This is a genomic window from Pantoea sp. RIT-PI-b (assembly GCF_001187905.1).
GTDB classification, from domain to species: Bacteria; Pseudomonadota; Gammaproteobacteria; order Enterobacterales; family Enterobacteriaceae; genus Pantoea; species Pantoea nemavictus.
Map to the genome: position 1 here is coordinate 18,394 of NZ_LGIS01000030.1, position 23,095 is coordinate 41,488.

19 protein-coding genes and 1 tRNA gene are annotated in these 23,095 nt (G+C 54.7%); 11 read left to right on the forward strand and 9 right to left on the reverse strand.

Annotation, left to right across the window (positions count from 1 at the left end; genetic code table 11):
- Window positions 1–25: 25 nt before the first annotated feature.
- The 3 genes from AC790_RS19365 (at window position 26) to AC790_RS19375 (ending at window position 6,231) form a co-directional block, all read left to right on the forward strand.
- Window positions 26–1,780, forward strand: a complete 1,755-nt coding sequence (locus AC790_RS19365) for a DEAD/DEAH box helicase (RefSeq protein ID WP_049852867.1) — start codon at window positions 26–28, stop codon at window positions 1,778–1,780.
- Between the two features lie 131 nt (window positions 1,781–1,911).
- Complete coding sequence (gene rplY / locus AC790_RS19370; RefSeq protein ID WP_049852868.1) at window positions 1,912–2,196, forward strand: 50S ribosomal protein L25; 285 nt, start codon at window positions 1,912–1,914, stop codon at window positions 2,194–2,196.
- A gap of 219 nt (window positions 2,197–2,415) precedes the next feature.
- Entirely contained in the window at window positions 2,416–6,231 is a 3,816-nt protein-coding gene (locus tag AC790_RS19375) for a S6 family peptidase (RefSeq protein ID WP_072093458.1), read from the forward strand.
- A 52-nt stretch (window positions 6,232–6,283) separates the two neighbouring features.
- Here AC790_RS19375 and yejK read toward each other — a convergent pair whose 3' ends face one another.
- Complete coding sequence (gene yejK, locus AC790_RS19380; protein ID WP_049852870.1) at window positions 6,284–7,288, reverse strand: nucleoid-associated protein YejK; 1,005 nt, start codon at window positions 7,286–7,288, stop codon at window positions 6,284–6,286.
- 158 nt (window positions 7,289–7,446) lie between these two features.
- Between yejK and AC790_RS19385 the strand changes: the two genes are divergently transcribed.
- From AC790_RS19385 to AC790_RS19405, 5 genes are all read left to right on the forward strand, one after another.
- On the forward strand, window positions 7,447–7,674 hold the full coding sequence (locus tag AC790_RS19385; RefSeq protein ID WP_007889427.1) for a YejL family protein: 228 nt from the start codon (window positions 7,447–7,449) through the stop codon (window positions 7,672–7,674).
- A 22-nt stretch (window positions 7,675–7,696) separates the two neighbouring features.
- On the forward strand, window positions 7,697–9,451 hold the full coding sequence (gene yejM / locus AC790_RS19390) for an LPS biosynthesis-modulating metalloenzyme YejM (RefSeq protein ID WP_049852871.1): 1,755 nt from the start codon (window positions 7,697–7,699) through the stop codon (window positions 9,449–9,451).
- A 70-nt stretch (window positions 9,452–9,521) separates the two neighbouring features.
- Window positions 9,522–9,598, forward strand: a tRNA-Pro gene (locus AC790_RS19395).
- 273 nt (window positions 9,599–9,871) lie between these two features.
- Entirely contained in the window at window positions 9,872–10,075 is a 204-nt protein-coding gene (locus AC790_RS19400; RefSeq protein ID WP_007889416.1) for a hypothetical protein, read from the forward strand.
- 77 nt (window positions 10,076–10,152) lie between these two features.
- Window positions 10,153–10,878 (forward strand): 4'-phosphopantetheinyl transferase, encoded by a 726-nt coding sequence (locus tag AC790_RS19405; RefSeq protein WP_049852872.1) that lies wholly within the window; start codon window positions 10,153–10,155, stop codon window positions 10,876–10,878.
- 154 nt (window positions 10,879–11,032) lie between these two features.
- Here AC790_RS19405 and AC790_RS19410 read toward each other — a convergent pair whose 3' ends face one another.
- The 3 genes from AC790_RS19410 to apbE form a co-directional block, all read right to left on the reverse strand.
- A complete protein-coding gene (locus tag AC790_RS19410) occupies window positions 11,033–12,685 on the reverse strand; it encodes a multidrug ABC transporter permease/ATP-binding protein (RefSeq protein ID WP_049852873.1) in 1,653 nt (550 codons plus the stop codon).
- A gap of 84 nt (window positions 12,686–12,769) precedes the next feature.
- The gene (gene alkB, locus AC790_RS19415; protein ID WP_049852874.1) at window positions 12,770–13,411 is read right to left on the reverse strand and encodes a DNA oxidative demethylase AlkB; all 642 of its coding nucleotides are present in this window, start codon (window positions 13,409–13,411) and stop codon (window positions 12,770–12,772) included.
- A gap of 11 nt (window positions 13,412–13,422) precedes the next feature.
- Entirely contained in the window at window positions 13,423–14,460 is a 1,038-nt protein-coding gene (apbE, locus tag AC790_RS19420; RefSeq protein ID WP_049852875.1) for an FAD:protein FMN transferase ApbE, read from the reverse strand.
- 140 nt (window positions 14,461–14,600) lie between these two features.
- Here apbE and AC790_RS25060 point away from each other — a divergent pair, with 140 nt between their 5' ends.
- On the forward strand, window positions 14,601–14,714 hold the full coding sequence (locus tag AC790_RS25060; protein ID WP_007889408.1) for a hypothetical protein: 114 nt from the start codon (window positions 14,601–14,603) through the stop codon (window positions 14,712–14,714).
- 147 nt (window positions 14,715–14,861) lie between these two features.
- Complete coding sequence (locus tag AC790_RS25040; protein WP_007889407.1) at window positions 14,862–15,020, forward strand: hypothetical protein; 159 nt, start codon at window positions 14,862–14,864, stop codon at window positions 15,018–15,020.
- Between the two features lie 4 nt (window positions 15,021–15,024).
- On the opposite strand, the gene AC790_RS19425 is transcribed toward AC790_RS25040, so the two are convergent.
- Window positions 15,025–15,480, reverse strand: coding sequence for a nuclear transport factor 2 family protein (locus AC790_RS19425; protein WP_049852876.1), 456 nt, complete (start codon window positions 15,478–15,480; stop codon window positions 15,025–15,027).
- Between the two features lie 93 nt (window positions 15,481–15,573).
- On the opposite strand from AC790_RS19425, the gene AC790_RS19430 reads away from it, so the two are divergent.
- Window positions 15,574–16,137 (forward strand): TetR/AcrR family transcriptional regulator, encoded by a 564-nt coding sequence (locus tag AC790_RS19430; protein ID WP_049852877.1) that lies wholly within the window; start codon window positions 15,574–15,576, stop codon window positions 16,135–16,137.
- A 24-nt stretch (window positions 16,138–16,161) separates the two neighbouring features.
- On the opposite strand, the gene ompC is transcribed toward AC790_RS19430, so the two are convergent.
- The 4 genes from ompC to AC790_RS19450 all read right to left on the reverse strand — a co-directional run bounded on the left by ompC (window position 16,162) and on the right by AC790_RS19450 (window position 23,056).
- Window positions 16,162–17,286 carry a porin OmpC gene (gene ompC / locus AC790_RS19435; RefSeq protein ID WP_007889400.1) on the reverse strand — a complete coding sequence of 375 codons (1,125 nt, stop codon included), beginning with the start codon at window positions 17,284–17,286 and terminating at the stop codon, window positions 16,162–16,164.
- Window positions 17,287–17,884: 598 nt separating this feature from the next.
- A complete protein-coding gene (locus tag AC790_RS19440; RefSeq protein ID WP_007889398.1) occupies window positions 17,885–19,054 on the reverse strand; it encodes an HlyD family efflux transporter periplasmic adaptor subunit in 1,170 nt (389 codons plus the stop codon).
- On the reverse strand, window positions 19,051–21,183 hold the full coding sequence (locus AC790_RS19445) for a type I secretion system permease/ATPase (RefSeq protein ID WP_049852878.1): 2,133 nt from the start codon (window positions 21,181–21,183) through the stop codon (window positions 19,051–19,053). Before AC790_RS19445 ends, AC790_RS19440 begins: the two co-directional genes overlap by 4 nt.
- A gap of 67 nt (window positions 21,184–21,250) precedes the next feature.
- Window positions 21,251–23,056: an Ig-like domain-containing protein gene (locus AC790_RS19450; protein WP_049852879.1), complete on the reverse strand. Its 1,806-nt coding sequence runs from the start codon at window positions 23,054–23,056 to the stop codon at window positions 21,251–21,253.
- Window positions 23,057–23,095: the final 39 nt, after the last annotated feature.

Here is a 23,095-nt window from a genome sequence, read left to right on the forward strand (position 1 = left end):
CCGTTCCAGAAAAAAGTTTGCCCCGATGTCATTCACCTTGCGCCCGTACCAACAAGAGGCGGTTGACGCCACCCTCAACCATTTCCGCCGTCATACCACGCCTGCGGTAATTGTGCTGCCGACCGGTGCCGGAAAAAGCCTGGTGATTGCCGAACTGGCCAGGTTGGCGCGCGGCCGCGTGTTAGTGCTGGCGCATGTCAAAGAGTTGGTGGAGCAGAACCACAGTAAATATCAGGCATATGGTCTGCAGGCGGATATCTTCACCGCCGGTTTGCAGCGCAAACAGAGCGCCAGCAAAGTGGTATTTGGCAGCGTACAGTCGGTGGCGCGTAATCTTGAACGCTTCGACAGCGCCTTTTCATTGGTCATCGTCGATGAATGTCATCGCATTAGCGATAACGAAGAGAGCCAGTATCAGCTGCTGTTTGCCCATTTGCGCCAGCATAATCCACAGCTGCGACTGCTGGGATTGACCGCTACGCCCTTCCGCCTCGGCAAAGGCTGGATTTATCAGTTCCACTACCACGGCATGGTGCGTGGCGATGATAACGCGCTGTTTCGCGACTGCATTTACGAGCTGCCGCTGCGCTACATGATTAAACATGGCTTTCTGGTGCCGCCGGAGCGGCTGGATATGCCGGTAGTGCAGTACGATTTCAGCCGGTTGATCCCACAAAATAACGGTCTGTTTAGCGAGGCCGATCTGAACCGCGAGCTGAAACAACAGCATCGCGTAACGCCACATATTATCCGGCAGATCGTTGAGTTCGCTGAGGATCGCCGCGGCGTGATGGTGTTTGCCTCAACCGTGGAACATGCGCGCGAAATCCTGACGCTGCTGCCAGAGAACAGCGCGCTGGTGTCGGCCGAAACGGCGGTGAAAGATCGCGATCGCTTGATTGGTGCCTTCAAAGCGCAACAGCTGAAGTTTCTGGTCAACGTCGCGGTGCTAACCACCGGTTTTGACGCACCTCACGTTGATTTGATTGCCATTCTGCGTCCGACCGAATCCGTTAGTCTATATCAACAAATTGTTGGGCGCGGCTTACGCCTGTCGCCGGGAAAAACCGATTGTCTGGTGCTGGATTATGCTGGCAATCCGCACGATCTTTTCACGCCGGAAGTGGGCGCACCAAAAGGCGCCAGCGACAATCAGCCGGTGCAGGTTTTCTGTCCTGCCTGCGGTTTCGCCAATACCTTCTGGGGCAAAGCGACGGAAGATGGCCACATCATCGAGCATTTTGGGCGCCGCTGTCAGGGCGTGCTGGAAGATGATGAAGGCCAGCGCGAACAGTGTGATTATCGCTTCCGCTTTAAAAGCTGTACGGATTGCGGCGCCGAGAATGACATCGCCGCACGCCGCTGCCAGCAGTGCGACAAAATTCTTGTCGATCCAGATGACATGCTGAAAGCCGCGTTGAAACTGAAGGATGCACGCGTGCTGCGCTGTGCAGGCATGACGCTGGAACAAGGGCGCGACGACAAAGGCGAGTGGCTGAAAGCGACCTATTTTGATGAAGATGGCACCAGCGTGAGCGAGCGCTTTCGCCTGCAAACGCCGGCGCAGCGCAAAGCCTTCGAGCAGCTGTTTATGCGTCCGCATCAGCGTGCGCCGGGCGTGGAGCTCGGCTGGCAAACCGCTGCTGATGTCATTGCGCTGCAACCTTTACTGCGTCATCCGGACTTTGTGGTGGCGCGCGCAAAAGGGCACTTCTGGCAGATTCGTGAAAAAATGTTTGATTATCAAGGACGTTATCGTCGCGCCAACGAACTGCGCTGAGCGGCGGAATCATTTGCCCCTGACACCCCATTGGCGCTATAATGCCGCCCGCTTTTGCATCCGTAAAAGCAGTTTGAATAACCGTCCTGTTGCTGGGTCGCCTGTAGCAGGAATTATTGAAGAGATATCAAATGTTCACTATTAATGCTGAAGTACGTAAAGACCAGGGTAAGGGTGCGAGCCGCCGCCTGCGTGTAGCAAACAAATTCCCAGCCATCATCTATGGCGGTAATGAAGCACCAGTTGCTATCGAACTGGACCACGACGCTGTGATGAACGTGCAGGTTAAACCTGAGTTCTACAGCGAAGTGCTGACCATCGCTGTTGATGGTAAAGAAATCAAAGTTAAAGCTCAGGCGGTACAGCGTCATCCGTTCAAGCCAAAACTGCACCACATCGACTTCGTTCGCGCTTAATCGCTAAATGAGTTGAAGGTAGAAGGGTCGGTTGCGAAACCGGCCCTTTTATTTTGTCTGCATGATTAAGCGTTAATCCCTGCCTCCGCCCTCACCGCGTTAAAATAATTATCCGCACTTAAATTCTTTGAGACGTTTCTGCGTCAGCTTTCGCTCGATTACATGAAATTATGCCGCCTTTCTTCCTGCTTTTAGGAAATTATCAGAAAGGGAATTCATGTGAAAAAGGCCATCATCATTTCTTACGGCACGCTGTTTATCTGCCTGTCGTCGTCTGCTGGCGTTATGCGCCATGACACTAATGTGCAGGACTATCGCGACTTTGCGGAAAATATGGGCAAATACCGCGTTGGGGTCAGCAATATTCCGGTTTATAAGAAAAATGGTGAGCTAGCCGGCTTGCTTGATTTCCCAATGCCTGATTTTGGCGCTGTTTCGCGGCGCGGTACCTGGACTCTTACCGAGGCTTCCTATGCGCTTGGCGTTCGTCATGCAACAGGACTCAATCCTTTTTATGGTGGAGCATCAGAATACTCGAAACGTTATTGGGTCATTAATCCTAATATAGTGCCAGAACCTATTGATCAGGACTTCAGTGCAGCACGGCTGAACAAAGTAGTAACGGAAACAGCCCCAGCTGCTCGTGTTGAGAGTAGTGAATTAAAGAATGGACACCTCTCACGTTACATTGCCTACACGCGACTCGGTTCTGGGAATATGGTGCAAATTAATGATGATCAAACCAGCACAGATTGGATAGCAGGAGCATATAAGTGGCTAGCAGGAGGAGCTATTAATCCTGAAGGTGTAAGTTTCAGTAATAATTATCTCTACTGGACCCAATATTCTCCCGAACACGTACTTTCTTCCCCTCTGTCAATCGCCCCAATATCGGGTGATAGTGGCAGCCCTTATTACGTTTATGACTCAGTGGATAAGCAATGGAAGCTCGCCGCTGTCTTTTCAGGCTTCTGGAAAAGTGATGCATATGGGTATCGTTCTTTATCAACCCTGATACCTGATAATTTTTTAGCTGACATCATTGCCGCGAATACCTCACCCGACGTTACCGACATTGCTGGTGCAGGAGATGTTTTCTGGAATACCGCCACTATTGACCAGGGCAATAAACAGTGGAGCTGGCAGGGCCTCGCCGAAAAATATCGCCATCTTGCACCCGGAAAAGCCTCGCTGGAAGAACTCGATGCAAGCAAGGATATCCGCTTTAACGGCGCGGGCGGCGACATTATCCTCAGCGATGCCGTTAACCTCGGCGCCGGCAAGCTGCAGTTCTCGAATAACTACAGGGTAAAATCAGCCGCAGGCGCTGACGCCACCTGGGTTGGCGGCGGTATTGAAGTCGACGCGGACAAAAAGGTGCTGTGGCAGGTCAACGGCCTGGCAGACGATGACCTGCATAAAATCGGCGCCGGTACGCTGCACGTTAACGCCACAGGTAAAAACGACGGCGGCCTGAACGTCGGCGATGGCACCGTGATCCTCGATCAGCAGGCCGACGCTCAGGGCAACCAGCAGGCGTTCTCGCGCGTGACGATCGTCAGCGGCCGTCCGACCGTGGTGTTCAATAATGATAATCAGGTGGCAGGCGACGATATCTTCTTCGGCTATCGCGGTGGCAGGCTGGATCTCAACGGCCACGACCTGACGATGAAGCGAATCAACCACACCGACTCCGGCGCCACGCTGCTGAACCAGAGCGCCGATCGCGCCTCGAGCCTGACGCTGACCGGCTTCAGCCCCGCCGATATCACCATCCAGGAGTGGAACTCCGCCACCCACAGCGGCAGCGTCGGCGATATTTACGAAGACTGGAACGACCGCTCGCAGCGCATCGAATACTTCCAGCTGAAAACCGGCACCTACAGCTACTTCCCGACCAATCAGCAGGATAACAGCTACTGGAAATACATCGGCTTTGACGCCGAAGAGGCGAAAACCTATCGCGCCATGCAGTTTAATGACTTGGTGTTTCGCGGCTACCTGGGCTCCGATTCTGCGGATGGCGTCAACGGTAAATTTGATTTCAACTTCTCTCCGGCACTGGCCGCCACGAAACTGGCGCTGACCGGCGGCGGCAATCTCAGCGGCGATATCAACCTGAATAACGGCACGCTGCTGCTCTCCGGCCAGCCGGTGCCGCACGCCGGTGGCCTGATTATTGATGACGACTGGAGCACCTCAACCTTTATCGCCGACAACATTGTTGCTGCCAGCAATACGCGCCTGCAGGTGGGCGAATACGCGCAGGTGAAGGCGAATATTCAAGCCGGGGACAGCAGCCAGGTAATGCTGGGCTATCAGCCCGGCGCGGAGGCTCAGCAACAGATTTTACGCTGCGTCTCACCAGTGCAGAGCACCGCCACCTCCTGTGAAACCGCCTCGCGCGATGCCGCGGCGTTAAGCGCCCTGCCCGCCAGCACCGTGCACGGCGATATCACCCTCGGCGATCAGGCGGAGCTTTACCTCGGCAAGGTCGACTTCCGCGGCCGCATCACCGATCGCAACGCGGCCCGGGTAACGATGTCGGGCGACACCTTCTGGAATCTAACCGGCGACAGCCGCATGCAGCACCTGAACGCGCCGCAGGGCGGCATCATCTCTGCGCTGTCCGACAACCATAAAACCTGGACACCAAAGCAGCTGTGGGTGGAAAACCTTTACGCCAGTAATCTGCAGCTGGGATTTGGTATCGCCCCGCAGACCGGCATCAGCGACAGCCTGTACGTTGATAAATCGGCACAGGGCAGCGGCAACACGCTCGACCTCGGCTTTATGCTCGGCGAAACCTTCCCGGACAAGGTGCCAAACCAGATCGTGCTGCTGGATACGCCAGCTGGCACCGCGCATGACTACTTCACCCTGCCGCCCATCAAACGGGGCTTCTCCGTCTATTCTCCCGACTATCAGGTGATTGAAACCGATGGCCGCGTGAAGTGGGTGATCGCCAAAACGCCGGTGCCGGTGGTTGATCCGGCACCTGAACCGAAGCCTGATCCGATTGTTGACCCGACGCCGGAGCCAAAACCAGAACCGGTTGTCGATCCCGCGCCAGAGCCAAAACCAGAACCGGTTGTCGATCCCGCGCCAGAACCGGGCAAGCCGGAAGACTGGTTTAACATCAGCGATAATGACGGCCTGCTTCACAGCACCCGCGCGCTGCTGGCCTCACGTCAGTATCTGTTCAGCGAGACGGCGGCGTCACTCAATGACCGCGCGCAGACATTGCGCGGCGATGCGCAGATGCACGGCGTCTGGGGCGGCTACAGCTATAACCGTGGCGGCATTGCTGACGTCAGCATCCGCCAGCAGAGCTTTGAACTGGGCGTGGATAAACAGGTCGGCGCATGGCGCGTCGGTCTGATGGCCAGCCACGGCCAGGGCAGCGGTAAAGGGATGGGATCGATCAGCCATCAGCTCAGCACGCTCGGCACTTACGCCAGCTGGCTGGCAGACGGCGGCTGGTTTGCCGATCTGGCAGCGCGCTATATGCATCTGCGCCAGGACCTCAAGCTCGACCCGGCGCTGGAAGTGAAAGGGACGCAGCGTAGCAGCCAGATGCTGGCGGCGAGCGCTAAAGTCGGACGCCAGATGCCGCTGTTCGACGATTCGTTTACTCTGTCATCCTTTGTGGAAACCCGCGTGGGCTATCTGCCGGGCTATCGGTTACAGGGCTACGACGCCAGGATCACGTTGAGCAGCGCCACGCCGTGGTCGGTGTCGCCGGGTTTTGAGCTGAGAAAGCGTGGATTAGGTTCAGTGTTGCCAGGCGTGTCGCTGTTTGCCGGCATCAGCAAACAGTATTCACCAGGCAGCAGCGGCTCAACGCTGACGCTCGCCGACAGCCACGCCAGCCGCACGTACGATGCGTGGAGCGATAACCGCTATCGCCTGCACGCCGGGTTTGAAGGTCAGATTAGCGAGAACTGGTCACTGCAGGTAGGCGCGAAGCACAGTGCTGGCGGGAAGTTTCAGACCGATACCGCATTCAACGGAGCGCTGAACTATTCCTTCTGAGGATCGCGGTTCTGATAAAAAAGCCGGGCAATCTTCTGCCCGGCTTTTTCATTTATTTACTGCTGGTGCGCCGCTGTAGCTGATCGCGCAGATTAGGCGGCGTGCCTTTAATGGTCAGCGTATCGGTAGTGGGATCCCAGAAAATACGTTCGCCAAGCAGCATCGCATCAAAATTCAGGGTTAATCCGCCACCGCTACCGGCAAACTTGGTGAGCTGACGCAGCGTACTGCGGTCGGCAGGGAAGCTCTCTTCCAGCTCGTAACCCTGCTCCTGAGTAAAAGCCTGGAAGGTTTTTTCCCCCAGCGGCGGCAGTTCGCTCGACAGATCTTCCAGCGCGATCTCTTCGCCTGCCTGCAGCTGCTCGTTGCAATAGCTGTAAACCTGCTGGCGATAATTCTGGCGTTCGTTTTTATCCAGCTCCGACTCGGCGCAGTAATCATCCACCGCTTGCAGCAGACCGCGGTTTTGCGCTTTGGTGTCCAAACCTACGCTGGCGCCAAGGAAATCCATAAAAAAGTCAGCCACTTTACGGCCAACGCGACCGCGCAGGAACGTCAGATAACGCGTCGATTCTGGATTGGTTTCCCATTCGGTGAGATCGATACGCGCCACGATATCCGCATGGTTGATGTCGAGATAATGGGTGCTGCTGATATCAAGCTGCTCGTTGACGCGCATGCTCGACTGGCTGTTCAACACCGCAATCAGCAAATATTCGACGGCCAGATAGCGATAGTGCAGGAACAGCACCACGCCACCTTCCGCAAACGTATATTTGCTCAGTTCATCGCGCAAACGACCGGTCGCCGCGCGGCTAAATGCCAGAAAGTCATCTTCCCCTTTGCGGCAGTTACGCAGCGCATCGGCCAGCTCGCTATCCTCGTTAAACAAGCCGTAGGCTTTGCTTTTCGCGCTATAAACCCGGTGCAGCTCTTCCGCCATCTCTTCAACCGCGCGGGTGGCCGGCAGCAAGGTATCGCGCAGCACCAGTTCCAGCTGGTTTTCATCACGTTTAACTAACTGGTGCAGGGCAATCTGGTCGATATCCAGACTCATGGTAGACTCTCCTTTTAGCTCAGGCGCGTATTCAAACACCGCCCGCAGCCGCTTTCAACTGCCAGCACAAACTGATCGCTCTGCTTGCGATAAAATTGCGGAAAAAAGTGCATTGTTACGGTAATATACCGCCTTTTCACCCTTGATTAGACGACGATATGCCACAATCATCCCGTTACAGTGACGAACGCGTGGAAAAGCTCCTCGCAGAGATGGCGCAAATTCTTGAGAAAGACAAAGCGCCAACCGACCTTTCCCTTATGGTATTGGGTAATATGGTAACTAATTTGATCAATACCAGCGTTTCACCGGCTCAGCGCCGCACGCTGGCACGATCTTTCGCGGAAGCGTTGCAGTCTTCCGTCCGCGACGATAACGCTCATTAAAATGCAGATCTGACCTCATAATATGGTAACCAACCGGCAGCGCTACCGCGAAAAAGTCTCCCAGATGATCAGCTGGGGGCATTGGTTTGCCCTGTTTAATATTATCTTCGCGTTTATTTTAGGCAGCCGCTATCTATTGGTTGCCGATTGGCCCGCGTCGCTTGCGGGTCGCATCTATGCCTTTACCAGTTGGATTGGCCACTTCAGCTTCATCGTTTTCGCCGGTTATCTGCTGATCATTTTTCCGCTCACCTTTGTGGTGATGTCTCAACGATTGCTCAGGGTGTTGTCGGCGATTATCGCCACCGCTGGGCTGACGCTGATTATGGTCGACAGCGCAGTGTTCAGCCGCTTCCACCTGCACCTTAATCCGGTGGTGTGGGAGTTGGTGATTAACCCCGATCAAAGTGAGATGGCGCGCGACTGGCAGCTGATGTTTATCAGCGTGCCGCTGATTTTTCTGATGGAGATGTTGTTCGCCACCTGGAGCTGGCAAAAGCTGCGCAGCCTTAACCGACGTTCATTCGGTAAGCCGCTGGCCGCGCTGTTTATCATCGCCTTCTTCGCCAGCCATCTGCTGTATATCTGGGCCGATGCCAACTTCTATCGCCCAATTACCATGCAGCGCGCCAATCTACCGCTCTCTTATCCGATGACCGCGCGTCGCTTCCTGGAGCGCCACGGCCTGTTGGATGCGCAAGAGTATCAGCGCCGTCTGGTACAACAGGGCGATCCGGAAGCGCTATCGGTGCAGTATCCGCTGAGTGACATTACTTTCCGCGATGCGGGTGCACGCCATAATCTGCTGGTGCTGACCGTCGATGGTCTGAATAACGCCACGGTGGACAAAGCGCTGCCGTCGCTCAATCAATTTGCTAGCGAGAACGTGCGCTTCACGCAGCATTACAGCGCCGGACTGCAGCCTGAAAAAGGCTTGTTCGGTCTGTTCTATGGCATCTCCTCCAGCTATATGGATGGCGTGCTGGCATCACGCATGCCTTCCGCCCTGCTCAATGCGCTGAATGCGCAAGGTTATCAGTTCGGTTTATTCTCATCGGATGGCTTTAGTCAGCCGCTGTACCGTCAGGCATTGTTAGCCGATTATTCGCTACCGCAGGCCGATTCACAGCCCAATAGCACCACCGTCACGCAGTGGCAAAACTGGCTCAACGGCCAGAAAGCCAATAGCGCGCCGTGGTTTTCATGGGTGGCGTTGAACGGCGTGACCATCAATGGCGATACGCTGAAGGCGCGTCAACGCAGCTATTTGCGTCAGGCAAGTGATGTTGATGAACAGATCAATACCGTGCTGCAAACGCTGCAGCAGCGCGATTTGCTGAAAAATACCGTGGTGGTGATTACGGCGCAGCGTGCCATCAATCTGGATAGTAATGATGACAATGCTGGCAATCGCGCGACGCTGCAGGTGCCGCTGGTGGTGCATTGGCCGAATACGCCAGCACAAACCATCGATCGCCTGACCAATCAGCAGGATGTGATGACCACGCTGATGCAGCGTCTGCTGCACGTGCGCACCAATCCCGTCAACTACTCGCAGGGTGAAGACCTGTTTGCCGCGCAACGTAGTCACAATTGGGTAGCGAGCAGCGAAGATGGCAAGCTGGTGATCACCACGCCAACCCTGACGCTGGTGCTAAATAATAATGGCAGCTACAGCGCTTATGATGTCCACGGCAAGCCGCTGAAAGATCATAAACCGCAGCTGGCATTGTTGTTGCAGGTGCTGACGGAAGAGAAGCGCTTTGTCGCAAACTGATTAAATATGAGGCAGTTAAATAGCGCTCATCTTGCAATTGCGCGGGGAAACAGTAATATTCCTCCACGTTCGGCACGTAGCGCAGCCTGGTAGCGCACGGTCATGGGGTGTCCGGGGTCGGAGGTTCAAATCCTCTCGTGCCGACCAAATTCCCAAAAAAGCAGCCTTTAAGGCTGCTTTTTTATTGCCTATATCTTTGGCATTAGGATATGCATCTGCCTGAAACTTAGCGGATTAAATTACCAGATTAGTGCCAGAGTATGCCTTATTACCATTTGCAATCAGTCAGTTACCGAAAGAAACTTAAGCAGTTCAAGATCACATTTTCGGATAATTGTGACGGCACTTCATCAAACTGAAACAAAACTGTCACAGACTTCACTTATTCTTAAGCCTCATGTTTTTTCGATGGAAACCGTTATGGTCATCAAAGCAAAAAACCTGCAGGACGCGGAAGAACTGCTGCACTCGGGTATCAATAAAGTTGAACTGGCTTACGATATCGACAGTGACGACTTCTTCCGCCTGGCCAGTCGTTGGTGCGATCGGGGCGCTCGCATTACCAAAGGCCATCAGCACTTTGTGGTGCAGATTAAAGGTATGGCAATTCCCCCGAATAACTAACAGTGAGTGAGCCCCTTTGGCTTGCTCTCCATCCGGCTGACTGGTAAAACTACGTTTTCCGTCGGCCGTGATTTTTTATGTTTGCCTCTCAGACACCGCTTGCTCTGCCCTCTTCTCCCTTTATTCATGCTGCTGGCCTCTCGCTGGACAGCGTGCCGATCGCCTGGTGTGAATTCGATCAGCACCATTGGCATGCCGAACTGCATCATTCGTGGCAACTGCCGCTGCCCACCTCGCTGGAAAGTGCCGTAACGAAGCGCAAAGCCGAGTTTCTGGCCAGCCGCTGGTTGGTACAGCAAAGAGTGGCGCAGCTTGATGAACCCAAGTTTGTCCTGCGTAATGCGCCGGATCGCTCACCGCTATGGCCTGCTGGCATTCAGGCGTCGCTGTCGCACACGCGCAACATTGCGATCTTCGCCGCCACGCGCGATCCATTATGTGTTGGCGTGGATGTAGAGCAAATAATGGCAGAGGAGACTGCCGATGAGACGGCCGAGCTGTTGATGAGCGCTGCGGAAAAGCAGCGCCTGCTGGCGCAACCATTGCCTTTCGCGCAGAGTGCAACGCTGCTGTTTTCGCTGAAAGAGAGTCTGTATAAAGCGCTGTGGCCGCAGCTGCATCAGCCGATGGATTTTCTGCAGGCGGAAGTAGTGGAGTTGGATGTGAAGCAAGGCCATGCACGGCTGCGGCTGTGTCAGGATTTTGCGCCGGATTTTACTGGCAACACGCCGTTGCAGGCGCGTTTCTGGCTGAGCGATGCGCACGTCATAACGTTGCTCACCCATCCGCTGCCGGCAAAATAAAAAACCGGCTCAGAAATAAACCCGAGCCGGTGACAACACAAGACGACAGAAGTGTTCCAGGGACGCAGAAACGAGGATTTCTGCTGTGAGTGACTTTACTTCCTGCGCAACACCTTGCCCAATAAGGCTTTTCGCTAAGCTTTCCCGGCTAGCATCAATGCCCGGTATCGGTGCGATGTACCGCATCCAGCGTGGCCATCTCGCGCTCTTTGCCGGTTAACTCAATCAGCTGTCCTTCACGCATCTCAAGCAGGCGATCGGCATGAATAAAGTAGTGATCGTCGTGACTAATGGCGAAAACGGTTTTACCCGATTGCTGTAACCACGGCAGCAACTCGCGATAGAAGATACGGCGGAAATGGGGATCCTGATCCGCCGCCCACTCGTCGAGCAGCAAAATGTCACGCTCTTCGGCTGCGGCTAACAGCAGCGCCAGGCGTTTGCTCTGCCCTTTCGACAGTTGCAAATTGAGCACTTTGTTGCCTTCGAGCTTGAGCTTATCCTGCATCTTCAGGCGCTCCAGCCACTGCTGCACCAGCGCCGGATTGGCCGGCTGGCCTTGCTGGCCGATTAAACGGTCAAACAGGTGCACATCAGTAAACACCGCCGAGAAGTGTTGGCGATACGCATCGAGATTGTGCCAGTCAACCACCTTGCCATCCAGCAGCAAGCTGCCCGATTGCGGCTGATAAAGCCCGGTGAGCAGCATCGCCAGGGTTGATTTACCGCTGCCGTTGCCGCCAATCAGAAACACCAGTTCTCCACGACGCAGCGTCAGATTGATCGGTCCAACCAGGAAACCCCGTTCGCCATAGTGGAAACTCACATCGCGCAGCTCCAGCGTTTGCCAGTTACTGACGCTCGGTAAGGGTTTAAATGCTTCGTTGTACGGCGCCAGTTCAAAGGTATTGAGTTTGCGGAAGGCGACCTGCGCGCTAAGCAGCGTGGGCAAGGCACCGACCGCCGCCAGCAGCGGCGTGCGCAGGAATAGTAGCGTCAGCGAATAGGTTGCTGCCACCGCAGTATTAGCCCAGCCAAGCCCGTTTGCCATAAAGAACACAATGCCAATCGCGCCCAGCATCATAATATTTGACCAGTTCACTGCGCTGAGGTGGAAAGTATCGGCGCGCACGATGTGGTGGCGATAACTTTTGGCATTCTCCTGATACACGCTGTCGTAAATCAGCTGCGCGCGTTCGCGGTTCAGCTGCAGCTCTTTGCGCCCTTCAATAATGGTCTGGAAGTCGCGATACAGTTCATCTTCTGTCTCGCGCAATTTTGCCATGTGCTGATAAACGCGCGACACCAGCAGCCAGCCACCGACCAGCGTTACCACCAGCCACAAGCTGGTAATCAGCAGCATTTTCGGCGAGAGCCAGGCGAGATAAAGTGCCGAGCCCAGCGTGATGATGATGCCCTGAATCAGCTCGGGTAAACGCACGAAGGCAATGGTGATGGCGCGCACATCGCTGGTAAGACCGGCCAGCAACTGCGCATTGCCAATCTGTTCAAGACGTTCCACCCGCGTATCAAGAATACGTTTGATGAATTCACCGCGCAGACGCCAGACAAAATGGTGGCCGAGCAGGGTCAGCGCCAGCTGTGAACCGAGCGTCACCGCCATCAGCAGAAACAGCTGCCCGAGAAAGCTCGGTAAGACAGAGATCGAGGTGTTCACCGCCACGATCAGCTCATTATTGATATAGGCAATCAGGCCTATACCGAGCACAGCGCTCAGCAGCGTGAGCAGGATGACGCCAATAAAAGGCCAGCGGTACTGGCGATAAACTACATGCAGCAATGCCATCAAAGGGTTCCAGCGGTCAATCAAGCAGCCTGCAGTTTAATGTCGCCCTCGCTGATAGCAAGAATAATTCTCACCCCGCCGCGGCTAAAACGCCCGGCGGAAAGTGAGGTTGTAGCGGAAAGCGCCCGCCTGCGGATGAATGCCCGCTTTAAGCGGCAAAATGCCGTGATAGCGCAGGCGTGAAGGCCCGCCCCACACCACAATGTCGCCATGTTCCAATAGCACACGCTGGGTAGCATCGCCGCGTTCGAAGCCACCGAACTGGAACACCGCCGGCAGCCCTAGCGACACGGAAACAATCGGCTGGCGTAGATCCTTCTCATCCTTATCCTGATGCAGCGTCAGTTTCGCACCGGGTTCATAGCGATTAATCAGACACGCATCGGGATTGTAACCGCTAAAACCGGCTTCGCCTGCCGTCTGCTGCGCCAGCTCGCGGAACAGCGCGGGCATCGGTGGCCAATGCTGCCCGCTGTTGTCGTCCTGTTCGGTGTATTGATAGCCGCGTGAATCGGTTGACCAACCAAAATCGCCGCAGTTAGTCATCGCCACCGACATACGATGGCCGCCGGGCGTGATGCGATGCTCGAAGGGATTCTGTGCGGAAATGTCATGAATCGCGGCCAATAACGCATCGGCCCGATCGCGAGCGCGACGGCGCAGAATGACGGCGCCCTCTGCCAGCGGCTCTTGCCACGGGGCTTCTTCACTGAATAAGTCCAACATCTGCGCCTCCTTTACTGTGATTTCTGATCGATCAGGAAAGATTTGAACTGCGGCGACATCCAGTGGCTAAAACCATCGCCCTGCTTAGTGATCAAATAGACGGCCAAATGCTCTTTCAGCGCTAGCGCCTGCGCACGTTCGCTGCCCAGCACCATCAAGCCGGTATCCCAGCCATCCGCTTCCAGCGCGGTGGTGGCAATCACCGTCGCCGAAACCAGCTTATGCTCAATCGGCCGGCCGGTGCTGGGATCGATGACGTGCGAAATGCGTTTGCCATCCAGTTCATAATAGTTGCGATAGCTGCCCGAGGTGCTGATGCCATGCCCTTGCAAATCGACACGGGCTTCTACCGCGTTTTCGCGATCGGTCGGTTTCTGAATCGCTACGCGCCACGGCTGCTGGTTGGCATTCACGCCACGGCTTAACACCGCGCCGCCCACCGAGACCAGATAGTTGGTGATGCCTTGCTGCTCCATCAGACGCGCCAGGTGATCGGTGGCATAACCTTCGCCCATGGTAGAGAGATCAACATACAAGCCTGGCAGATCTTTCTGCAGCCACTGACCGGCAACGCCCTGAATTACACGCAAGTGCTGTAAACCGCTCAGCGCTTTGGCCGCGGCAATTTCGGCATCGGTTGGCGTATGCAACGGCTGTTGGGTTGGGCCGAATCCCCATAAATTGACCAGCGGCCCGACGGTGATATCCATCGCACCCGCCGTTTTTTTGCCAATACGCAGCGCCAGAGTGACGATATCCGCCATATCCGCGCTCACCGGCTGCGCTGCCGTGCCTTGATACTGATTAAATTGCGATAGCACCGAATCAGGCTTCCACGTCGATAATTCACCGTCATCACGGTCTAGCTGCTGCTGAATCATTTGCTGCAACGTCGCTTTACGTTGCGGCTCAACGCCGGCGACGCTAACGCGCCAAACGGTGCCCATGGTTTTGCCTTCCAGCACCACCGCCTGTTGACTATCATTTTTTTCACAACCGCTCAGGCCGCATGCCATTAAGCCAATTAGCAGAATATTCTTAAGGCACATACTTTCCTCTTATGAAACGCATAACTTCAGCCCATTGCTAAGCATAAAATCTTGTAAATCAGTCTAAAGACCCTTGATGTTTGTTAAGCGCTGGCCCAGGATAATCGGTCCCTGCAACGGTATGTCTTCAGGAGAATGAGATGATTTATATGATAATTGCAGTGACCACCGGGTTATTTATTTTTGGCAGCTTCAAATGCTGGCAGCACTATCGCCATCGTCTGATTCAGCATTATCCCTCACGCAGACGTTAAATTTTTGCACCAGAAAGTCATCATCCTGCACCGCTTCAGCGCTGGCGCAGTGTAGCAAAGTCGCGGCAAGGCGCGTGGCGCTGAGAGCGGTGGAATGGCATGAATTCTGCATTGTTGATGGGGAGTTGAACATCAGCGAGGTGCAGAATGGAAAATATCAAAACGCAGAACAGTAAATGGCAGCACTGGCTTAGCTTCTCCGCTTTTACGCTGGCGGGTGTGGCGATGGAAGGCAGCGTAACGTCCATCACCCAACCACCGCAGCAACCGGCGCCAAAAGCCAAAAAATGGCGCGGTGTGCAGTAAACCGCTACAGCCCCAACTCACTCAAGCCCGGATGATCGTCCGGGCGCGTGCCCTCCGGCCAATGAAACAGACGCGCTTGCGCGCTGATTGGCAGATCGTTAATGCAGGCGAAACGCTGGATCATTAAACCATCGGCGCCAAAGTGCCAGTTTTCATTACCATAGCTGCGGAACCAGTTACCGCTGTCATCATGCCATTCATAGGCAAAACGCACCGCTAGCTTATCTTCATGCCACGCCCACAACTCTTTAATCAGCCGATAATCCAACTCTTTAACCCACTTGCGCTGCAGGAAAGTCACCACTTCCGCGCGTCCATTCACGAATTCGCTGCGATTGCGCCAGCGCGTATCTTCGCTATAAACCAATGAAACACGCTGCGCGTCGCAACTGTTCCAGGCATCTTCCGCCATGCGGACTTTCTGTAACGCCGTTTGTTGATTGAACGGTGGCACCAGCATCTTTTATCTCCTGATAATGTAGACAGGTCTGTCTACTTGATTCATCCTGCCGTATGTAGACAATTCTGTCTACATTTCTTAAAGGATTTTTTGATGCTTGAGCCCCTGGTTTTTGATGCGACGGCTTCCGCACGCGAGCGTATTTTGCTGTGCGCCCAGCAGCTGTTTTACCAACAAGGCATTCGCGCCACCGGCGTGGATAAAGTGATTGCTGAGGCCGGCGTCACCAAGGTGACGTTCTATCGCCACTTTCCGGCGAAGAATGCACTGGTGGTCGCGTTTTTGCAGCAGCGCCATCAGCGCTGGATGGCGGCTTTTCGTGTCGCGCTGGATCAGCAGATGGCACTGATTAATGCCCTGCCCGCCGCCTTACTGAGTTGGTTCAACGATGCCGATTATCGTGGCTGCGCATTTATTAACACCGCTGCCGAATTAGGCACCACGTTGCCGGAAGCCAGTGAACTGATTCGCCAGCATAAGCACGAGATGGCGCAAGCAATAAGCGAAAAGCTGACGCCAGAACAGCAAATAAAAACAGCGCAGATTGTGTTGCTGGTAGAAGGGGCAATTGTGCAGGTGCAGATTGGGGAGGATGCGAAACAGGTGGTCGAGGTGCTACAGGCCGCGCTGGATGCGCTGATAAAAACGGGAGCGTGACCGCTAAGCCACGCTCCATCACGATTAGAACTGGTAAACCAGACCTAATGCTACGACGTCATCGGTGTTGATTCCGGCTGCGTCGGTGAAGTTACTGTCGTCCAGCAGGTTGATCTGATAATCAACATAGGTCGACATGTTTTTGTTGAAGTAGTAAGTCGCACCTACATCAATGTATTTCTTCAGGTTCTGGCTGCCGTATCCTTCGATATCAGAGCCGCGAGAAGAAACGAAGGCCAGAGATGGACGCAGGCCGAAATCGAACTGATACTGTGCGACCAATTCCCAGTTATCCGCTTTGTTGGCGTAACCGTAAATCGAGCCATCATCGCTGGCACCAAAGCGCGTTGCGTTATAAGAACGGCTGTACATCGCGGCCAGGTAGATGTTGTTCGCGTCATACTTCAGCGCGCCGCTGTAAGCTTCGGCTTTATCACCACGACCAAGGATGCCTGCGGTACGTGGGTTGTTGCCATTCTGGTTATTGGTACGATCCGACTGGAACATTGCCGCACCAATACCGAAGCCTGAACCCAAGTCATAGGTGGTGCTCAGACCGTAGCCGTCGCCATTTTCACCCAGTACATCACGACCAGAGCCCGTCGCTTCGGTTGGGTTGTCGTTTTTGCCTTGATACTGAACTGCGAAGTTCCAGCCATCGACTAAACCGAAGAAGTTGGTATTACGATAGGTTGCGAGGCCGTTGCTGCGCTGGAACAGGAAGTTGTCCGCGCCGTAGGTATCGCCACCGAACTCTGGCAACACGTCAGTCCATGCGCCGAGATCGTACATTACGCCGTAGTTACGACCGTAATCGAATGAACCTGCATCACCAAATTTCAGACCGGCGAAGCCAACACGCGTATAGCTGTTAGCGGTGCCTTCGCTTTCAGCGGTGTTGAGTGCCGCCTGATATTCCCACTGGCCGTAACCGGTCAGCTGATCGGTCACCTGAGTTTCACCTTTGAAGCCAAAACGCAGGTAAGACTGGTCACCGTCCGAGCCAGAGTCGTCAGAGAAATAGTGCAGACCATCAACTTTACCGTAGAGGTCTAATTTGTTGCCATCTTTGTTGTAAATTTCAGCTGCGCTTGCTGATCCTGCAACCAGCAATGCAGGAATCATCAGGGAGAGAACGCGACGTTTCATTTTATTACCCTCTTTTAATGTGCCTTTATTTATGCCACTGCAAACTGAACGATTAAAAATTCAGCCGGCAAGCCATTGTTATTTTATGTTGGGCAATAATCTATCACGAAAATGATACTAAATTTCCAAAACTGTTTCATTGTATTAAAAAGTTATTTCAGGATGTAATTTTCGGGGAACTAATAACCAGCACAGATAGGTAAAAAATATAGCACTTAATGACAACATGGATTTAAAACATTACAAAACAGCAAATTACATGAATTACATTTTCGCACTGAATGACAAAACTCATCATCATCCAGAGCATACAATTATCTCGCTATCATCATTTATTTCATTATTACCTTCATTCACCCCGAATGATTTGATTTACCCTAATTTCCCGCCGGACAAGATTGTCCGGCATTTTTTTGCCCAAAATTCAGCCCCAGCGATTATATTGCGTAAAGTTAATTACGCGAGACAAATTAACCCAGACAATTCCGAGGCATTATTTGCCGCTTTCCGCACATTTTGTTCAATGTATAGCCTTAAAATGGCAATGTTAATTTCCGTGCACAACAAAGATTGCTGGAATATTACCCGGTGCATAATATTAGCGCTCGCGCAGCGATTCTTTAGCTTTATTCAGTGGCTTAAGCAAATAATCCATGACGGTTTTCTGACCGGTTTTAATCTCCACATTTGCCACCATGCCGGGCATGATGGCGAACCTGCGGCCGCTTTTATTAGTCAGCTCGGCTTTTTGCGTACGGACATACACGCGATAGTAAAATTCTTCGTGCCGCACCTCATCCTGCAGCGTATCCGGCGAAACGGTTTCGACCTCGCCATGCAGATCGCCATAAATTGAGGCGTCGTAAGCGGTGATCTTCACCACCGCTGGCAAACCTGGGCGAATGTAGCCGATATCTCGCGGGTTGATGCGCGTTTCAATCAGCAGCTGATCTTCGAGCGGAACAATCTCCATCAGCTTGCCACCCGGCTCCAGCACGCCGCCCACGGTGGTGACCCGCACATCTTTCACAATGCCGCGTACCGGTGACAGCAGCGTGGTGCGCGTCAGCAGATCCTGTTTACCTGCCGCCACCTGCAGCTGCGCATCCAGCTCACCATTGTTCTTCACCTGCTCTTCATGGGCGCGCACATAATAGTCGTTGCGCGCTTCGTCGATTTTACCGCGTAGATCGCTAACCTGGCGGCGCAGGCGAATAACATCCACCTTGCCCGCTGCACCGCGCAGCATCAGTGGTTCCGTCACGTTGAGTTCCGCCTGCACCAGCGCCAGCGATTGCTGCAGATTGGCAATGGTCTCAACGAAATTTTGCCGTCTGGCTTGATAGAGCTGCGTTTCGCGCGCGACCAGCTCGGGATGCTGCAGAATATCGGCACTGAAGATCAATGGTCGATCGCTGAGCTCGGCCTGTAAACGCTCAGCCGAGGCGCGCAGCGTGCGCACGCGCGCTATCGCCTCACCAAAATTGGTTTGGAAACGTGTGGGATCGAGCGTTGCCAGCACCTGGCCGCGCTGCACGATATTGCCTTCGTGTACGTCGAGCTGTTTCACAATGCCGCCATCAAGGCTATCAATCATTTGCGCACGGCTGGAGGGCGTGACCTTGCCAATGCCCACCGTGACTTCATCCAGCACAGCGAAGTGCGCCCACAGTAGAAACAGCAGCAGCGCGACGACGCATAGCCAAATGATTGCCGAGGTGCGACGTTCGCGCCGCGCCAGATCTTTATCCAGCATGACCACACTCATGCGGCATCTCCTTTGTGGCTGCTGGCATGACGTAAAATCTCATCGCGCGCACCATCCGCCACAATGCGGCCGTTATCCATCACCACGATGCGGTCCACCATACGCAGCAACGCCGGCCGATGCGTGACCAGCACCAGCGTGCGCCCCGTTACCCACTGCGCCAGTTGGCGAATGACCTGTGCTTCGAGCTGTTCGTCCATCGCCGCTGTCGGTTCATCCAGCAGCACCACCTGCGGCTGACGCAGAATCAGCCGACTCAGCAGCACCATTTGCCGTTGGCCGCCGGATAAACCGCGCCCGCCTTCATGAATAATGCGGTCAAGACTGGCGGCATCCTGCTGCACCAGGGTCAACGCGCCGCTGATGCGCAGCGCCTGCAGCATCTCCTGTTCGCTGGCATGCGGATTACCGAGCAGCAGGTTCTGGCGTAGCGTGCCGAAGAATAGCCGTGAATCCTGCGATAACCAGCCAAGCTGACGACGCAGATCGACCGGATCAATGCAGGTGAGATCCACGCCATCGACCAGCACTTTTCCCTGACTGGCGCGCGCCTGGCCGGCCAGCATTTTTAGCAGCGTGGATTTACCCGCGCCGACTTTCCCCAGAATCGCCACGCGCTCGCCGGGCGTAATCTGCAGCTGTGGAATGTTCAGCACGCTATTGCCGCTCTCGTCGTCATAGCGATAGTGCACATTTTGCAGTTGATAATGCCCGCTAAGCACCGGACAGTGCGCCAGCGTGGCGTGATCGGGCTGATCAAGCGGTTTTTTCAGCAGTTCATCCAGCCCTTTCATGGCCGATTTGGCATGCTGCCAGCGCGAGAACACCATAGTGAGCTGCATCAGCGGCGCAATGGTGCGTGATGAGAGCAAGCTGCATGCCACCAGCGTGCCGGTAGTAATTTGATTGTCGAGCACCAGATAAACGCCAAACACCAGCATGCCGGCGTAGGTCAGCTGCTGCACGCTGGCTGACCAACCGGTGAGCCGCGCGCCCCACAAACGTTGCTGATTGCTGATACCCGCGCTCACTTCATGAGTTTGCTCCCACTGACGCTGAAAGTAGGGCTCGGCTTGCAGCGCCTTGATGTCTTCCACGCCTTCGAGGGTTTCCACCAATACCGCCTGACGCAGCGCGCTCTCACGCAAGCCTTCCTGCGCCAATCGCGCCATCGGAATCTGCACCAGTAACCCCGGAATGACGATCAGCGGTATGGCGAGTAGCGGAATCAGCACCAGCCAACCGCCAATCGACGCCATAATCAGCAGGAACAACAAAACGAACGGCAGATCGGCGGCAGCGTTAACGGTGGTTGAAGTTAGCAGTTCGCGCACCTGATCAATCTCGCGCAGCTGAGCAATAAAGGAGCCGGTCGAGCGCGGCCGCGCTTCGTTACGAATATTCATCGCCCGCGCGAATAACATGGCCGATATTTTCAGGTCGATGCGTTTACCCATCAAATCGGAGACCTGAGTGCGCATCAGGCGGATGAGATATTCCACCGCCGCGGCCAGCAGCACACCCGCAAACAGCACCCATAACGTTGGCTGTGACTGCGCGGGAATGACCCGATCGTAAACCTGCATCGAAAACAGAATGCCAGCCAGTGCCAGCACGTTTCCCACCAGCGAGGCCAGACTGATTTCCGCGATACGTCGCTGCATGCCGCGAAAATTGTGCCAGAACCAGTGTGGCTGATACGGCTGCACAAATTCATCGATACGCGCATCACGCGCCCGCGCCGCCACGCCAATCACACCTACTTCCGTCTGTGCCTGCGCAAGTAAATCACTTAATTGTGCTGCGCGGATCACATCGCCACTTTCACTCAGCCAGTAGCGCGCGCCACCGTCGCTATCAACCTCTTCGATCAGCGCCACGCTGCCGTTTTCCAGCAGCAGTAACACCGGCACAATCTCCTGACGCCAGCGCAGCGTCTGGTGAGGAACCAGCATCAAATGCAGGCCCAGCAGTCCAGCCAAACGGGCTAACTGTTGCGCAGGAGCCAGATGTTGAAACCAACGCATTTGCTGGCGTAGCGTATTGCCCTCAGCCGGCTTACCGAAGCGTGCCGCCACGCGCAGCATCGCCGCGATGCCGTTGTCGCTGTTGAAGGGTTGTGCAGTCATCCCTGGAGTCCCGTAAAAGTAAAGTAGGCAGGCAACCGCTAGCAGGCGCTAGCGGTTGGTATGCGGATTACACCAATGTCTGCACCTGATGTTGCTGTTGCACATGATCGGCGAGGGTGTAACTGCTGTCGCTGGCGCTGTAGTGGCTTTCCACCACGCGGCTGGCGGTGGCATCGCTGTGCTGATCGTGTTGGCTGACGTTGCTATCAGTAACATTCACCAGCAGCGTGTCCAGCTGCTCGCTGCTAACCTGCGCCACCGCTTCGTGGCTATCGACGGTCACCGGTCGCGTCGCCGTCGCGATATTGCCCGCTTTATCTTGCGCGCTGACTTTCATCTGATAGCTGCCATCATCCAGCGGGGCAAGTTGGCCGGCCAGAATGGTCAGCGCCCAGTTGCCATCGGCTTTAACCGTAGCGCTATAACTTTGATCGCCGAGCGTTAACGTGACCAAACTGCCCTGCTCAAGGTGGCTGCTGCTGCCCTGAATCAGATGCCAGTTATTCACCTCGGCCGCATCCAGCACGCCATCGCCAAACGGTTGGTTTAGCGTGATGGTTGGCAATTGATGGGTAGCAACGTTGAACAGATTCTCAATGACCTGGGTGTCATGATTGCCGTACTGATCCCAGCGCGTGGCGATCGGCGATACTTCACCATCCGGCAAGGCCTGAAGATCCTCGGCGCTGATGGTCACCATGCCTGCGACCGGCGTGTAATTTTTACCATTGAGCGTAAGCTGATTTACCCCTTCCAGATAGAAGCTAAGATCGTGCTGAGCTTCCTGCTGGTTGAGCGTGGTATCGCCGCCGATATTAATTTCGTAGTAGATGGCTGGCAGCTGGGTGACCACATTCAGCTCCAGCAGCGCATCGGTGCTGTTACCGGCACCGTCCAGTGCATAAACGCGGACTTCACCCAGAGAGATAAAGCTCGCCACTTCACTGGCCGGAATGGTCACCTGCCAGTGACCATCGCTGCCAATCTGCGCGTGATAAACCGCATCACCGCTGCACAGTAACAACTGCTGGCCCGGCACCACCACCGAGAGCGCGCCGCTAAAGGTGAGATCGTTAAGGCTTTCCTCTTTATTGATGACGTTATCTGCCGTGACCTTGTCGAAGCTGATATGCGGCAAGCTGCTAACGTGGGTAATTAGCGTGATGTCCTGGTACGTGGAGGTGGTTTTGCCGTTGGGATCGGTAGCGCTGATTTTGAGGCTGTACACACCATCCTTGAGTGCCTGCAGATCCTGCTCATGAATAGTGGCGGTCCATTCGCCCTTCTCATTAACGCCACCAAGGTATTTTTTCCCGGCTAAGGTGAGCGTAATGGCGCTATTCACCGGCATATGTGTGACGTTGCCATGTACCTCTACGCCATAAATCCCTTCGGCAACGCTGACGGCATTGTCACCGCTGATGGTATCCACGCTAAGCGTCGGTTTTACGGTTTTATCCACGTACACACCAAAGCCAACCTGAGTATCGGTGCTGTTACCGGCTTTGTCGGTGATGGTGAGCGTAAGTGAGTAAGCCCCGTCGGCCAATCCGTGCAGCACTGAAGGCGGCATGGAGGCATTCCAGTAACCCCACTTATTTACCGTGCTGTGCCAGCTTTCACCGTTGAACGTCAGGGTGACCGTGGCGCCCGGCTCGGACTCCGCGCGGCCGCGCAGATGAATATTTTTACCCGCTTCCCAGGCGGCAATCACGCCATCTTGCGCAATCGGCTCATACGGGCGCAGAGGCGCGGGCGGTGTGGTGTCGACACTGCGGGTTTGCAGACTGGCGGCATCGTCCGTCACCGGATAAAGGCTGACCGCGGATTGCAAAATTGCCGCTAATTGTTGTTCAGATTGATGTGAAGACATTGATAACCTCGTTACAGGAAATGCGTTGCAGCAGTCATT

What these genes read in the sequence shown, in the direction of transcription:
- AC790_RS19365 (WP_049852867.1), top strand. Translation starts at nt 26, where the DNA reads ATGTCATTCACCTTGCGCCCGTACCAACAAGAGGCGGTTGACGCCACC.
- rplY (WP_049852868.1), top strand. Translation starts at nt 1,912, where the DNA reads ATGTTCACTATTAATGCTGAAGTACGTAAAGACCAGGGTAAGGGTGCG.
- yejK (WP_049852870.1), bottom strand. Translation starts at nt 7,288, where the DNA reads ATGAGTCTGGATATCGACCAGATTGCCCTGCACCAGTTAGTTAAACGT.
- AC790_RS19385 (WP_007889427.1), top strand. Translation starts at nt 7,447, where the DNA reads ATGCCACAATCATCCCGTTACAGTGACGAACGCGTGGAAAAGCTCCTC.
- yejM (WP_049852871.1), top strand. Translation starts at nt 7,697, where the DNA reads ATGGTAACCAACCGGCAGCGCTACCGCGAAAAAGTCTCCCAGATGATC.
- AC790_RS19400 (WP_007889416.1), top strand. Translation starts at nt 9,872, where the DNA reads ATGGTCATCAAAGCAAAAAACCTGCAGGACGCGGAAGAACTGCTGCAC.
- AC790_RS19405 (WP_049852872.1), top strand. Translation starts at nt 10,153, where the DNA reads ATGTTTGCCTCTCAGACACCGCTTGCTCTGCCCTCTTCTCCCTTTATT.
- AC790_RS19410 (WP_049852873.1), bottom strand. Translation starts at nt 12,685, where the DNA reads ATGGCATTGCTGCATGTAGTTTATCGCCAGTACCGCTGGCCTTTTATT.
- alkB (WP_049852874.1), bottom strand. Translation starts at nt 13,411, where the DNA reads ATGTTGGACTTATTCAGTGAAGAAGCCCCGTGGCAAGAGCCGCTGGCA.
- apbE (WP_049852875.1), bottom strand. Translation starts at nt 14,460, where the DNA reads ATGTGCCTTAAGAATATTCTGCTAATTGGCTTAATGGCATGCGGCCTG.
- AC790_RS25060 (WP_007889408.1), top strand. Translation starts at nt 14,601, where the DNA reads ATGATTTATATGATAATTGCAGTGACCACCGGGTTATTTATTTTTGGC.
- AC790_RS25040 (WP_007889407.1), top strand. Translation starts at nt 14,862, where the DNA reads ATGGAAAATATCAAAACGCAGAACAGTAAATGGCAGCACTGGCTTAGC.
- AC790_RS19425 (WP_049852876.1), bottom strand. Translation starts at nt 15,480, where the DNA reads ATGCTGGTGCCACCGTTCAATCAACAAACGGCGTTACAGAAAGTCCGC.
- AC790_RS19430 (WP_049852877.1), top strand. Translation starts at nt 15,574, where the DNA reads ATGCTTGAGCCCCTGGTTTTTGATGCGACGGCTTCCGCACGCGAGCGT.
- ompC (WP_007889400.1), bottom strand. Translation starts at nt 17,286, where the DNA reads ATGAAACGTCGCGTTCTCTCCCTGATGATTCCTGCATTGCTGGTTGCA.
- AC790_RS19440 (WP_007889398.1), bottom strand. Translation starts at nt 19,054, where the DNA reads ATGAGTGTGGTCATGCTGGATAAAGATCTGGCGCGGCGCGAACGTCGC.
- AC790_RS19445 (WP_049852878.1), bottom strand. Translation starts at nt 21,183, where the DNA reads ATGACTGCACAACCCTTCAACAGCGACAACGGCATCGCGGCGATGCTG.
- AC790_RS19450 (WP_049852879.1), bottom strand. Translation starts at nt 23,056, where the DNA reads ATGTCTTCACATCAATCTGAACAACAATTAGCGGCAATTTTGCAATCC.